The organism is Streptomyces sp. NPDC005820 (assembly GCF_040630255.1).
Taxonomy (GTDB): Bacteria; Actinomycetota; Actinomycetes; order Streptomycetales; family Streptomycetaceae; genus Streptomyces.
Genome location: NZ_JBEXXE010000018.1, coordinates 161939 through 175368, shown reverse-complemented (window position 1 = coordinate 175368; position 13430 = coordinate 161939). Strand labels below are relative to the sequence as shown.

Annotated in this window: 11 protein-coding genes; 2 read left to right on the top strand and 9 right to left on the bottom strand. The window is 72.4% G+C overall.

Translation table 11 applies throughout. The features are described 5' to 3' along the window. Positions 1 to 190: 190 nt before the first annotated feature. The 8 genes from ABZ464_RS23195 to ABZ464_RS23160 form a co-directional block, all read right to left on the bottom strand. On the bottom strand, positions 191 to 535 hold the full coding sequence (locus tag ABZ464_RS23195; RefSeq protein ID WP_359279529.1) for a cytidine deaminase: 345 nt from the start codon (positions 533 to 535) through the stop codon (positions 191 to 193). 44 nt (positions 536 to 579) lie between these two features. Beyond that, positions 580 to 939 (bottom strand): MmcQ/YjbR family DNA-binding protein, encoded by a 360-nt coding sequence (locus tag ABZ464_RS23190; protein WP_359279528.1) that lies wholly within the window; start codon positions 937 to 939, stop codon positions 580 to 582. Beyond that, complete coding sequence (locus tag ABZ464_RS23185; RefSeq protein WP_359279527.1) at positions 936 to 2243, bottom strand: hemolysin family protein; 1308 nt, start codon at positions 2241 to 2243, stop codon at positions 936 to 938. The genes ABZ464_RS23190 and ABZ464_RS23185 overlap by 4 nt, the downstream gene beginning before the upstream one ends. Next, complete coding sequence (ybeY, locus tag ABZ464_RS23180; RefSeq protein ID WP_359279526.1) at positions 2240 to 2737, bottom strand: rRNA maturation RNase YbeY; 498 nt, start codon at positions 2735 to 2737, stop codon at positions 2240 to 2242. The genes ABZ464_RS23185 and ybeY overlap by 4 nt, the downstream gene beginning before the upstream one ends. A gap of 12 nt (positions 2738 to 2749) precedes the next feature. Then, complete coding sequence (locus ABZ464_RS23175; RefSeq protein WP_359279525.1) at positions 2750 to 4888, bottom strand: PhoH family protein; 2139 nt, start codon at positions 4886 to 4888, stop codon at positions 2750 to 2752. A 149-nt stretch (positions 4889 to 5037) separates the two neighbouring features. Next, the gene (locus ABZ464_RS23170; RefSeq protein ID WP_359279524.1) at positions 5038 to 6192 is read right to left on the bottom strand and encodes a PfkB family carbohydrate kinase; all 1155 of its coding nucleotides are present in this window, start codon (positions 6190 to 6192) and stop codon (positions 5038 to 5040) included. An 80-nt stretch (positions 6193 to 6272) separates the two neighbouring features. Beyond that, positions 6273 to 7562, bottom strand: coding sequence for a glucarate dehydratase family protein (locus tag ABZ464_RS23165; protein WP_359279523.1), 1290 nt, complete (start codon positions 7560 to 7562; stop codon positions 6273 to 6275). Continuing rightward, positions 7559 to 8506, bottom strand: a complete 948-nt coding sequence (locus tag ABZ464_RS23160; protein WP_359279522.1) for a 5-dehydro-4-deoxyglucarate dehydratase — start codon at positions 8504 to 8506, stop codon at positions 7559 to 7561. The genes ABZ464_RS23165 and ABZ464_RS23160 overlap by 4 nt, the downstream gene beginning before the upstream one ends. 107 nt (positions 8507 to 8613) lie before the next feature. Here ABZ464_RS23160 and ABZ464_RS23155 point away from each other — a divergent pair, with 107 nt between their 5' ends. Continuing rightward, the gene (locus tag ABZ464_RS23155) at positions 8614 to 9396 is read left to right on the top strand and encodes an IclR family transcriptional regulator (RefSeq protein WP_359279521.1); all 783 of its coding nucleotides are present in this window, start codon (positions 8614 to 8616) and stop codon (positions 9394 to 9396) included. 145 nt (positions 9397 to 9541) lie between these two features. Further along, a complete protein-coding gene (locus ABZ464_RS23150) occupies positions 9542 to 10828 on the top strand; it encodes an MFS transporter (protein WP_359279520.1) in 1287 nt (428 codons plus the stop codon). A 6-nt stretch (positions 10829 to 10834) separates the two neighbouring features. Here the strand turns inward: ABZ464_RS23150 and ABZ464_RS23145 are convergent, their stop codons facing one another. Beyond that, the gene (locus ABZ464_RS23145) at positions 10835 to 13426 is read right to left on the bottom strand and encodes an immunoglobulin I-set domain protein (protein WP_359279519.1); all 2592 of its coding nucleotides are present in this window, start codon (positions 13424 to 13426) and stop codon (positions 10835 to 10837) included. Positions 13427 to 13430 lie beyond the last annotated feature (4 nt).

The window sequence follows — 13430 nt, the reverse complement described above, 5'->3', positions numbered from 1 at the left end:
CTCCGCCCGACCCCCGCCCGACCTACCCGCCCGACGCCTCCGCCCGACCTACCCGCCAGGCTTCCCCGCCCGACGCCCGACGCCTCCGCCCGGCTTCCCCGCCCGACGCCCCCACCCCACCCACCCGCCCCGGCTTCTCTTCCTGGCTTCTCTGTCCGAGCGAGGCGGGTGGGTGGGTGGGCAAGGGCTGTCAGGCGGTGCCGCGTACCGTTCCGTCCGGCGAAGCCAGCAGTACCGGTGTCCCCGGCCCGCCGAGATCCCGTACCGCGGCCAGGTCCTCCTCGGTGACGCCCTCCGCCTCGCTGACCACCGCCGCCGCCTCCAGCGACGCCGCTCCCGACGCCACCGCCATCGCCACCGCCGTCCGCAGCGCGCTCAGCCGCAGCGACGGCAGGTCCACCGTCCCGGCGACATAGGTACGTCCCGTGTCGTCCCGTACGGCCGCCCCCTCGGGCACACCGTTGCGGGCCCGCGCCGAACGGGCCAGGGTGACGATCTTGCGGTCCTCGGGATCGAGCGCGTTGCTGTCGGTCATGCCCCGAGCATACGGAGCAGCCGGCCGCTCACCCCGCTCGCCCCTCAGGGTCGGTCGAGGCGGAGCCGCTCCGCGCGGGGCAGACCGGCCACCACCAGGTCGTAGGAGTCCTCGACCAGCTCACGGACGAGCCGCTCGGGGAGGTCGGCGTCGACCGTGACCGTGTTCCAGTGGCGTTTGTTCATGTGGTAGCCGGGGGCGATCAGTCCGGGGTGGTCGGCGCGGAGCCGGACCGCGTCCTCAGGGTCGCACTTGAGGTTGACCTTCAGGGGACGCTGGTCCGTCCAGCTCAGCGCGAACATCTTGCCGAGGACCTTGAAGACGGAGATCTCCGGCCGGAAGGGGAAGTCCTCCTCGGCCGCCTCGAAGGACAGACACAGGGCGCGCAGTTGCTCCGGGGTCACTCCGGCTTCTCCTCCTCCGACCCGTCGGGGAGCCGCTCGACGGGCTCCACCAGCACCGTCACGATCTTGTTGCGGCGGCCGGCCGCCGCCTCCGCCGTGAGCCGCAGGGCGCGGCCGTCCGGGAGGTCGACCACGGCGGCCGCCCCGGCGATGGGCACCCGGCCCAGGGCCTTGGCGAGCAGTCCGCCGACGGTCTCCACGTCCTCGTCGTCGTACTCCTCCAGGCCGTACAGCTCGCCGAGGTCGGTGATGTCGAGGCGGGCGGTGACCCGGTGGCGGTCGTCGCCGAGCTCCTCGACGGGCGGGAGCTCACGGTCGTACTCGTCGGTGATCTCGCCGACGATCTCCTCGAGGATGTCCTCGATGGTGACGATGCCGGCCGTGCCGCCGTACTCGTCGATGACGACGGCGACGTGGTTGCGCTGCAGCTGCATCTCGCGCAGCAGGTCGCCGGCGTTCTTGGTGTCGGGCACGAAGGCGGCCGGCCGCATGGCCGTGGAGACGAGGTCGGACTCGGCGTCGCGGCTGATGTGCGTCTTGCGGACCAGGTCCTTCAGATACACGATCCCGACGATGTCGTCCTCGCTCTCCCCGGTCACGGGTATGCGCGAGAAGCCCGAGCGCAGGGCGAGGGTGAGGGCCTGGCGGATCGTCTTGTACCGCTCGATCACCACCAGGTCCGTCCTCGGGACCATGACCTCGCGGACGAGGGTGTCGCCGAGCTCGAAGACGGAGTGCACCATCCGGCGCTCCTCGTCCTCGATGAGGGACTCCTTTTCGGCGAGGTCGACGAGGGCGCGCAGCTCCGCCTCGGAGGCGAAGGGGCCGCGGCGGAAGCCCTTGCCGGGGGTGAGCGCGTTGCCGATGAGGATCAGCAGGGACGGGATCGGGCCCATGATCCGGGCGAGCGGCAGCAGGACGTACGCCGCCGCCGTCGCGGTGTTCAGCGGGTGCTGGCGGCCGATGGTGCGCGGGGAGACGCCGACCGCGACGTACGAGACGAGGACCATCACGCCGATCGCGGCGAGCAGCGCGGGGGCGGTGCCGTCGATCTCCTGGAGACAGGCGTACGTCACGAGGGCCGCGGCCGCCATCTCGCAGGCGACGCGCACCAGCAGCGCCACGTTGAGATAGCGGGTGGGGTCGGCGGTGATCTGGGCGAGCTTGGCACTGCCGCGCCGCCCGGACCGTACGGCCTCCTCGGCGCGGAAGCTGGAGACGCGCGCGAGGCCCGCCTCCGCGCAGGCGGCGAGCCAGGCGACGACGACCAGGGCGATCGCGCCGGAGACGAGGGTGGGACTCATGAGACGGTCGGCGCCGGGGAGGGCCCGGTCAGGCCCTTCTCCGCTCGCCACCCGTCCACGATGGCCGCCTGGAGGCCGAACATCTCGGCCTTCTCGTCGGGTTCCTCGTGGTCGTAGCCGAGCAGGTGCAGCACTCCGTGGACGGTGAGCAGCTGGAGCTCCTCGTCCATGGAGTGCTGGGTGGGCGCCTCGGTGCCCTGCTTGGCGGCGACCTCGGGGCAGAGCACGATGTCGCCGAGGAGTCCCTGCGGGGGCTCGTCGTCGTCCTTCGACGGCGGACGCAGTTCGTCCATCGGGAAGGACATGACGTCCGTCGGCCCCGGCAGGTCCATCCACTGGATGTGCAGCTGCTCCATGGCGTCGGCGTCCACGACGATCACCGAGAGCTCGGAGAGCGGGTGGATGCGCATCCGTGTGAGCGCGTAGCGGGCGATGTCGAGGATCGCCTGCTCGTCGACCTCGGTTCCGGACTCGTTGTTGACGTCGATCGACATGTGCGGGCTTGTCTACTTCCGTTTGGTCCGGCCGCCCTTGTGGGTGCCGTTCTCCGTGCCGTTGGTGCTGTCGTACTTCTCGTACGCGTCGACGATACGGCCGACCAGCTTGTGCCGGACGACATCCTGGGACGACAGCCGGGAGAAGTGGACGTCGTCCAGCCCCTCCAGGATGTCCTGAACCTGCCGCAGACCCGACTTGGTGCCGTTCGGCAGGTCGACCTGTGTCACGTCACCGGTGATCACGATCTTGGAGTCGAAGCCGAGGCGGGTGAGGAACATCTTCATCTGTTCGGGGCTCGTGTTCTGGGCCTCGTCCAGGATGATGAAGGCGTCGTTGAGGGTGTTGTGCGTCAGCAGATAGTCCGTCGTGACATAGAGGGAGTCCTCAGCTGCCACCTGGATGCAGACGGTCTCCTCGCGCCCCGCCGGCTCGATCGAGTCGATGAACCGCATCGGGCGTCCGCCGCCGCCGGCCGCGTGGTACCTGTCGAGCTTGCGGGCGAGGCGGAAGGGCTCTATGCCTTCGGGGAGGCGGATGTCGATGATGTGGGCGTCATGCCGATACGCGACCTCGCGCCCCTTTGCCAGGCCCGGCTTGCGCCCCTCGGCTGACCTGCGGCGGGTGTACGCGACTCCGCCCAGCGACTGCACGAGCGAGATCACGTCGTCGCGGAGCAGGAGGGATGTCGTCGTGTACTGAATTCGGCAGGTACGGTCCTTCTGCGTGACAGGACCACCGTCGGAGTCGAGCAGGCCCTGGAGGACGGCCAATCGTACGTCGGCGGAGTTGTACAGGTAGTCGTCCGGAACGAACTTGGTGTGCGAACGCGTACGCAGCAGGTCCAGCTCGCGCAGAATCCGAGTGACCGGATTCTCCAGGGTCACGACGTCACCGGGGGACTTGATCCGATTGAGGACGTAGTCCGGCCCGCCCCTGTGCCGCACTGCGACTCCGGGAAGCGCGGCTCCCAGCGCCTCGGCCAGTTCCGGGTCCTCCGTCGCGAAAGACGGCGTGGTGGAACCCGTCAGGCAGCCGTCTCCCAGTAGCAGCCCCAGCGCGTACGGGTCCATGGGGACTTCGCGCTCGGGGAAGCAGACCGGGCTCGTGAGCATCGGCAGCTCATACCGACGGGCGTGCCCGGCCCGCAGGTTGCCCATCATCTCCTGGGTCTCCAGGACACGCCACGGCTTGTCGCGGCGCTTGTCGTCGCGCGTCCTGACCGTCCACAGGTGCTCGCCGCAGCACAGAGTCCAAGAACCGTCCTGAGCCGTGACGCGGAAGATGTCCCGCTCCCCCTGGGGGTAAACGCCCAGGACCGGGGTCGGCTCACCATTCGAGCCGACGACGAGGTCACCGACCTGGAGGTCACCGATGGGGCACCAGCCGTCGGGCGTGAGGACGCTCGTGAAGACAGGTTGGCTACGTCCACGCATGTACGCCAGCGGCGCGACCTCTATCGTTCCGGCCGCCATCAGCTTCGGGATCGAGTCGGGGTCCAGCATGTCGTGCAACGCGTCGTACAGCGGGCGCAGGTAGGGGTCGATCTTCTCGTAGAGCGTGCCGGGCAGGAAGCCGAGGCGCTCGCCGGCCTCGACCGCCGGGCGGGTCAGGATGATGCGGTTGACCTGCTTGGACTGCAGGGCCTGGACCGCCTTCGCCATGGCCAGGTACGTCTTGCCGGTGCCGGCGGGGCCGATGCCGAAGACGATCGTGTGCTTGTCGATCGCGTCGACGTACCGCTTCTGGTTGAGGGTCTTGGGGCGGATGGTGCGACCGCGCGAGGACAGGATGTTCTGAGTCAGTACCTCGGCCGGGGTCTCCTGGCCGTCACTCGTCCCGTTCTCGCTCGCCCGCAGCATGGCGATCGAGCGTTCCACTGCGTCCTCCGTCATCGGCTGCCCGGTGCGGAGCACCAGCATCATCTCGTCGAACAGGCGCTGGATGAGGGCGACTTCCCGTGGGTCGCCGGTAGCGCTGATCTCGTTGCCCCGGACGTGGATGTCGGCTGCCGGGAAAGCCGTCTCGATCACGCGCAGAAGGGAGTCGCCGGACCCCAGCACGGTCACCATGGGGTGCTGGGCGGGAACCGTGAACTGTGCTCTCGCCTTGCCCTGCGCGGGCGTGTGAGCTGTGGGTGTCTGAGTCATAGGCCGGCCACGAGGGCCTCTACGTCCTCCCGGATGCGTCTCGCCTGCCACTGGGGCGGCCTGGCGTGTTCCAGGGTACGCCAGGGGGCTGACAACGCCACGGGGTTTTGTCGGTGGACCGCCGACCCTGCCCGGGCCTAGGACGGGCCCTACGCCGAGCGGCCGAAACCGATCGTCGGGACGGCGCGGCGCAGGGGCCAGGGTGTGGTCTCCTCCCTCGGCAGCAGGCCCTCCAGGAACGCGTACCGGCGCAGCGCCTCGGGGGCCTGGCCCTCGACCGACTGGACCTTGCGCCACCAGGCGGCGATCTCGCACCAGCCGGGTGCGGAGAGGGAGCCGCCGAACTCCTGGACGGAGAGCGCCGCGGTGAGGCCCGCGAAGGCGAGGCGGTCGGCGAGCGGCCAGTCGGCGAGGGTGCCGGTGACGAAGCCGGCCACGAAGACGTCCCCGGCGCCGGTGGGGTCGAGGGCCTCGACGGCGATGGCGGGGACCTCGGCGGTCTCGCCGGTGCGTCCGTCCACGGCGTAGGCGCCCTCGGCGCCGAGGGTGACGACCGCGAGCGGTACGTGCTCGGTGAGGGCGTGGGCGGCGGCGCGGGGGCAGTCGGCTCGGGTGTAGCGCATGGCCTCCTCGGCGTTCGGCAGGAAGGCCTCGCAGTGCGCCAGGTCGGCGAGGCCGGCCAGGTCCCAGGCGCCGGTGTCGTCCCAGCCGACGTCGGCGAAGATCCGGGTGCCGCGGCCGGCGGCCCGGGCGATCCAGGCGTCGCGTTTGCCGGGGGTGAGGGAGGCGACGGCGGCGCGGGCGTGCGGGGGGTGGTCGGGGGCGCCGTCCTGGGCGAGCACGGCCTCCGGGGGCGGTTCGTGGCCGTGGGAGACCATGGTCCGTTCGCCCTCGTAGGCCATGGAGACGGTGACGGGCGAGTGCCAGCCGGGGACCGTGCGCGAGGTGGAGAGGTCGATGCCCTCGCCCTGTTCGAGGGCGTCCCAGCAGTACTCGCCGTAGTGGTCGTCGCCGAAGGCGGCGGCGAGGGAGGTGCGCAGGCCCAGGCGGGCCAGGGCGGTGGCCATGTTGGCGACGCCGCCGGGGCTGGAGCCCATGCCGCGGGCCCAGGACTCGGTGCCGCGCACGGGGGCGGAGTCGAGGCCGGTGAAGATGATGTCGAGGAAGACGGTGCCGGTGAGGTAGACGTCCCAGGGCGGATCCCCGGGGGCCCGCCGGGCGACCAAGGGGTCGACCAGGGCGGCCTGGGCGGCCTGGCCGTTCTGACGGGGGTGTCCCTCTCCGGTGGACGCGGCGGCGGTCACGGTGCGCTCCCTGACGTGGTACGGACCTGGCCAGTCTGCACCACAAAAACACCGGATGCCTGCAACCCCCTGGGGGGCACCTACCAGCGCGGCACCGAGGGCGTCACCCACCCGGGGTCGGCAACCCGCATCGCCGCCGCATCGTCCCGCTCGCGCAGCGACCCGTCGTCGTCGAGCCAGCGCCGGTGCAGGAACGCGACCTTCTCCCGGTCGAGCTCGACACCCAGCCCGGGCGCGTCGGAGACGGCGACCCCGCCGCCGTCGAAGGTGAGGCGCTCGGTGAGGACGTCCTCCGACTGCCAGGGGTAGTGGGAGTCGCAGGCGTGGTGGAGGTTCGGCACGGTGGACGCGACCTGGGTCATGGCGGCCAGCGAGATGCCGAGGTGGGTGTTGGAGTGCATGGACACCCCGACGCCGAACGTCCGGCAGATCGCGGCGAGTTGCTGGGTGTTGCGCAGCCCGCCCCAGTAGTGGTGGTCGGAGAGGACGACCTGCACGGCCCCGCGGGTGAAGGCCTCCTGGATCTCGGCGAAGGTCGTCACGCACATGTTGGTGGCGAGCGGTACTCCGGTCCCCGCGGCGACCTCGGCCATGGCGGGCGTGCCGAGCGCCGGGTCCTCCAGGTATTCGAGGACGTCCCCGAGTTCCTTCGCGACCTTCAGCGAGGTCTCTACGCTCCAGGCCCCGTTGGGGTCGAGCCGCAGCGGGTGTCCGGGGAAGGCGGCCGCGAGGGCGCGTACGGCGGCGATCTCCTCGTCGGGCGGGAAGACCCCTCCCTTGAGCTTGAAGGAGGTGAACCCGTACCGCTCGGTGAAGCGCCGGGCCTGCTCGACGACCCCGGCCGGGTCGAGGGCCGCGCCCCAGTCGTCCCGCTCGCAGGGCACGCCCTCGGGGTGGTCGGCCCACTTGTAGAAGAGGTAGGCGCTGTACTCGACGGAGTCGCGCAGCTTGCCGCCGAGCAGGGCGTGCACGGGCAGGCCGAGGGACTTGCCGAGGGCGTCGAGGCAGGCGACCTCGAAGCCGGAGACGACGGACAGCCGCAGCTTGTCGGCGGTCTGGACCCCGCGCAGCCCGCCCACGTCGACCTGCCCGGAGACCCGGGAGGAGTCCACCGCCACCTGGTCGGCGATCGTGAACAGGCCGTTCAGGTCGCTGACCTGACGGCCGACCAGCTTCGCGGCGAACGGGCGGGCCAGCTCCAGGTACTTGGTGTCGCCGTACGTCTCGCCGACTCCGACGACACCGTCGGCGGTCTCCACCTCGACGATCAGCCGGGGGGTGTACGGCTGGTGCACGCCCTGCGTGTTGAGCAGCGGCGGGTCGGCGACCAGGATCGGCGTCAGGCGTACGTCCGTGACGGCGAGGTTCACAGGGCGGCTCCCACGAGGTCGAGTCCGGTGGCGAGGAGGGTCTTGAGGTCGGCGAGGTCGGCGGCCGAGGGGTCGGTGAGCGGGGCGCGCACCGGGCCGACGGGGGCGCCGCGCAGCCGGGCGGCGGCCTTGACGAGGGACACGGCGTAGCCCGGTGCCCGGTCGCGGAGTTCGACGAGGGGGACGTAGAACGCGCGCAGGAGCTTGTCGACGGTGCCGGCGTCGCCGTCCCGCAGGGCGGTGAAGAAGGCGTCGGCGATCTCGGGTGCGAAGGCGTGCACGGCGGAGGAGTAGGCGGGGACGCCGACGGTGGCGTAGGCGCGGGCCTGGATCTCGGCGGTGGCGGCGCCGTTGAAGAGGAGGAAGCCCTCGGGGGCGGTGAGGGTGAGGCGCTGGAGGCGGTCGAGGTCGCTGCGGCCGTCCTTGAGGCCGATGACTCCGGGGATCCGCGTGATCCGCCGGAAGGCGTCGACGCCGTAGTCGACCTGGCCGCGCTGGTAGGCGATGAGCGGGAGGCGGGTGCCGGCGGCGATCCGCTCCAGCTGGGCGACCAGGCCGTCCTGCGGGGCGGCGACGAGGTAGTGCGGGAGGACGAGCAGGGCGTCGGCGCCTTCCTCCTCGGCGATGCGGGCGAAGCGGACGGCCTGGGCCCAGCCGTAGCCGGTCCCGGCGACGACCGGCACCCGTCCGGCGGCCTCCTCGACGGCGATGCGCACGACCGTGCGGTACTCGTCCTCGTCGAGGGAGAAGAACTCGCCGGTGCCGCAGGCGGGGAAGAGGGCGCCGGGGCCGGCGGCGAGCCGGCTCGCGACATGGGCGCGGAAGCCGTCGGGGTCGAGCGAGCCGTCCTCGTGGAAGCTCGTCAGCGGGAAGGACAGCACGCCGGCCGCCATGCCCTCCCGCAGTCTCCGGACCGTGTCGGTGTCGAGGCCCACCTTCCCCATCTCCCTATGTAGACGCTTTCCACGTATGAAGATGGAGGTTAGATACGCGAACGGCAACCGTCAATACGCCCGTCAACGCGCCGGGTGCCCCCGCTTACGATCGGGACATGTCGGAGACAGGCGGTGTCCGCGAGGTGAAGTCGGCCGCTCGCACGGTCGAGCTGCTGGAACTGCTCGCCGCGCGCGGGGACCGCCCGGCGCGGCTGCAGGAGCTGGCGGACGCCCTGGGGGTGCCCCGCAGCTCGATGTACGCGCTGCTGCAGACCCTGATCGGCCGGGGCTGGGTGCGCACGGACGTCACCGGCTCCCTCTACGGCATCGGCATCCACGCCCTGCTGACCGGCACCGGCTACCTCGACTCCGACCCGCGCGTCCGCCTGGTGCGGCCGTATCTCGACGAGGCGTCCGAGGCGCTGGGCGAGACGATCCATCTGGGCCGGCTGGACGGACGGGACGTGGCCTACCTCGCCACCCGCGAGTCGCACGAATACCTGCGCACGATCAGCCGCGTCGGCCGCCGCCTGCCCGCGCACGTCGGCGCCCTCGGCAAGGCGCTGCTCGCCGAACGCTCCGACGACGAGCTGCCCGAGGGCCCCTACGAGGCGCTCACCCCGAAGTCGCACACCGGCCGGGAGTCGTTGCGGGCGGACCTGGCCGGGGTGCGGGCGCGCGGCTACTCCGTGGACCGCGAGGAGGGCGTGACCGGGATCGTCGGCTTCGGGTTCGCGCTGCGGTACGAGCATCCGGCGCAGGACGCGATCAGCTGTTCGGTGCCGCTGGCGCGGCTGACGGCCGGGCACGAGGAGCGGATCGTGGCGGTGATGCGGGAGATACGCGCCAAGATCGAGGCGACGGCACCGGGGGCCGGCGGGGCCGTGAACTGGCGTTAGGGGGCGCCGAAAACGCCTTCACCTACCCGATGTCTCCCCTGGTAAACAGGGTGTGACCCAGATCATGCATCCTCAATTTTTTCGGGCGGCGCCCGCTTGATATGAATTGCCCCGAGCCGCCTCTTCTCGCCTTGCAGGAACGCCCGTGTTCGCCCGCCGTACCCCCACGCCCTGGCCCCTCGTCGCCCTTTTCACGGCCGGGTATCTCGCTCCCTATCTGCTGCCGACCGTGGTCGGCCGGCTGGACGGCGGGCTGCCGCTGACCGCCACCGAGGCGGGCGCCGTGGGCAGCGCGCTGCTGCTGAGTTCGTCCTCGGCCGGATTCCTGCTGGCCTCCCGGGTGGAGCGGGTCGGCGCCCGGACCATGGCCCGGGCGGGGCTGCTGCTGGCGATGCTCGGCTACGGCGGGGCCGCGCTGGCCGGCTCGGTGCCGGCCGTGGTCGCGGGCGCGGTCCTCGGCGGGTTCGGCTCCGGTACGGCCACGGCGGTCGCCGCGACCCGGATCGCCGCCGAACCCGACCCGCACCGCGCCTCCACGCTGGGCCTGCTCGGGGTGTCCGCGCTCGCCGGGGCCGTCTATCTGACGGTGCCCCACCTCGGTGCGGGCCACGGACAGCCGCTCGCCGCGATCGCGCTGACCGCGCTCGCCGTATGGCCGCTGACGGGGCGTCTGCCCGGCCGTACGGCACCGGCCGCCGATCCGGCGCTGCCCGGGAAGCGCGCGCCCCTGCCCCACCTGCGGGCGGGACTGGTGCTGGCCGCCGCCATGCCCTTCTGGTCCCTGGTGCAGAACTCCCTCTGGGGAGTGAGCGGACGGATCGGGCTGACGCAGGCGCACCTCGGCGAGGCTGCCGTGGGCGCGGTGTTCGCGGTGGCGCTGGGCGCCGGGCTCGCGGGCGTGCTGGCCGCCGGCGCGCTCGGGGCACGCCTGGGCCGGGCGCTGCCGATCGGGATCGGGACCGTCCTCATCGCGGGCTGTGTGGCGGGCAACGCCTCGGCCACCACGCCGACGGGCTTCGCGGCCGGCCAGATCGTCTGGAACGTGCTCTACCCGGTCGTCCTGTCGTACCTCATCGGGCTGGCCGCCTCGCTGGACCCGCGCGGGCGCTGGGCGGTGCTGGTCGGCTCGGCGGGTTCGCTGGGCACGGCGGCCGGTCCGCTCACCGGGAGCGTGCTGTCGGCGCAGGCCGGGTTCCCCACGATGGGCCTGGTGCTGGGCGCGGCGCTGCTCGTGGTCGCCGTACCGATGACCGGGGTGGCGCTGCACGCGAGTGGGCGTCAGGTGCTTTTGGGGGCCGTGCGGCGGCGGGGCGGGGCGCCCGCCCGGCCGGTCGTCGAGATCGAGGTGGACACCCCGGCCGCCCCCACTCCGGGCGCCTACGACACGGCCGGACCCCGGCAGGCGGGTGCCGCACCGGGGTCCGGGAGCTGAGCGGTTCTACCGGGCGGCCCTCGCCCGTCGGCGGACGTACCAGCCCGCCGCCGTGAGCAGCAGGGCGAGACCGGCCGCCGTGCCGACCGTGGCGCCGGTGGCGGCGAGGCTGCCGCCCGAGGGGGAGCCGGTGGTGGTCGTACCGGAGCCACCGGTGCTGCCGCCGGTGCCGGTGCCGCCGCTCGTCGTACCGCCCGTCGTGGTGGTCCCGCCGCCGTCGCTGCCGCCGCCGGTCCCGCCGTCGTCGGTGTCCACCGGGTCCTGGCCGACGAAGGCGACCGGGGCCTTCACGTCCTGGGAGCGGTCGCCGGAGAGGGTGTGGTCGGCGCGGGTGGCGAGGACACAGGTCGCCTCGAAGCAGTCGGTGAACTCGTCCTCGGCGTCCACGGTCAGCTCCACCTCGAAGGTGCCGCCCTCGCCGTACGGGATCGCCAGGTCCTCGCCGTAGTCGGGCGGGTTCGAGGAGATCCAGGCCGAGCTGTGCGAGCCGCCGGTCATGTCGACGCCGCCGATGCACGGCGTGGGCAGTTCGCCGTCGCCATTGTCGACGCAGAGGGCGACGTAGACGCCCTTGCCGGTGTCGTAGCCGGAGCCGGTGATCCTGAGGGTCTGGCCCTTGACGGCGAGGTCGTTGACCGGGGTGACGGTGAGTGTCTGGCCCTCGGATCCGGTGACGGTCCGGGTGCCGGAGGGGGCCGCCGGGCTCTCGCCGCCGCCTGTCGTCCCGCCGCCCGCCTCCTTCACGGTGAGCGTGATCGGCGCGGTGCGGGTGGTGCCGACCGTGTTCTTGAACTCGGCGCGGTACGCGTACCCGTCCTGGGCGGTTTTCGCGGTGAAGGAGTACGCGTTCCGCGTCGCGCCCTCGATCCTCGTCCAGGTCTGCCCGCCGTCCGGGCTGACGCTCCAGCTCACCGTGGGCTGCGGTGTGCCCTCGGCGGAGGCGACGAAGGTGACCTCGTCACCGGCCGTGACGCTCTGGTCGGTCGGGGACTGCACGACCTTCGGGGACATCCGCCGGTCGAGCCTGAGGACCTTGCTCTCAGCCTGATCGGTGACGTAGACGGAGGCGGCTCCAGGGGTGACGGCGACGCCCGCGTAGGCTCCGGCGCGGCTGCCGGGCAGCACGAGCGGCTCGGCGGCCTGCTGGAAGGCCGCGCCGTCGTAGACCTCCAACGCGCCGTTGTTGTCGGCGCCGTTGTCCTCGGCGGTGCCGAAGTCCTCGCGCAGCACGAAGACTTCACCGGTGGTGGCGTCGAAGGCGGCGGCGGTGGGGCGGTCGGCGCCGGTCAGCGTGGCGAGCTTCCTGCCGTCCTCGTCGAAGACCAGGACGGAGGTGGCGCTGCCGACCCACACACGCCCGGTGACCGGGTCCGGTTCGACGAAGGTGACCTGCTCGGCCGGGATGTCGACGGTCGCCGTCACCGTGAAGGTGTCGAGGTCGATACGGCGGAGTGTGCCGTTCGTGCGGTCGCCGGACCAGGCCGCCCGGTGGGCGAGGTCGACGCCGAACGCGTCGCCCCCGCCCGCGAGGGTGAGGGTACGGCCGTCCACGACCGCGCCGGTCGCGGTGTCGATCTCGGAGATCACCGCGCCCTGGGCGACCAGCGTGGTGCCCGTCCTCGTGCCCGGTCCGACGCCGGTGATCTCGGTGCCGGTCAGCCAGACGCCCTTGGCGGCGGTGTCGCCGTCCTTGGCGGTGCCGATGCCACGGAGGGGGTAGTTGAAGACGACGCCGTCGCCGGGGAGCGGGCCGGCGATCCGGCGGACCACCCGGTTGGCGAGGGTGCCGGTGGAGCCGGGGGCCTGCTGGACCTGGCTCAGGAGTTTCCCGTCGGCGGGGTCGAGGGCGTAGAGGCCCTGCTCGCTCACCCCCGCCGTGTCGGTGATGTCGTCCGAACCGACGTACAGCTTCCCGGAGTCGGGGTGCAGCAGCAGGTCCAGCGGGCGGCCGGCGGTGGTGAACCCGGCGGCCCGGGTGTAGCTGACGGTCCCGGCCGGTACGTCCACGCCGTCGCCGCCGTCGTCCCCGTCGCCGGGGTCCTGGCCCTGGAAGGCGACCGGGATGCGGACGTCCTGGGAGCGGTCGCCGGTGCCGTTGTGGTCGACGCGGGTGATGACCGAGCAGGCGACCTGGGTGCAGTCGAGGCCGCTGTCCTTGCCGGTGACCGCCAGGTCGACGTCGAAGGCGCCGCCGTCGCCCCACTCCTCGGCGACCCCGGCGGGGGCCTCGGTGGAGCCCTTCGGGACGATCCATTTCGACGCCCCGCTGCCACCGGTCTGGTCGGCGCCGCCGAGGCAGGGGGTCGGGATGCGGTTGTCGCCGTTGTCCTTGCAGACGGCGACGTAGACGCCCTTCGTGACGTCGTAGCCGGAGCCGGTGACCCGGAGCGTCTCACCGGCCGGGTCGAGGTTCGCGGAGGCGGAGACGGTGAGTCGCTGCCCGTCCTTGCCGAGGGCGGTGCGGGGGGTGTCGGCCGCCCGCGCGACCGGACCGGCGACGAGCGCGCCGACGGTCACGGAGGCGGCCACCAGGGCGGCGGCGCCGAGCAGGCCCGCCGGCCGTCCGAGGTGCAGACGAGGCTGCTTGAGGGGCGCCACCGCC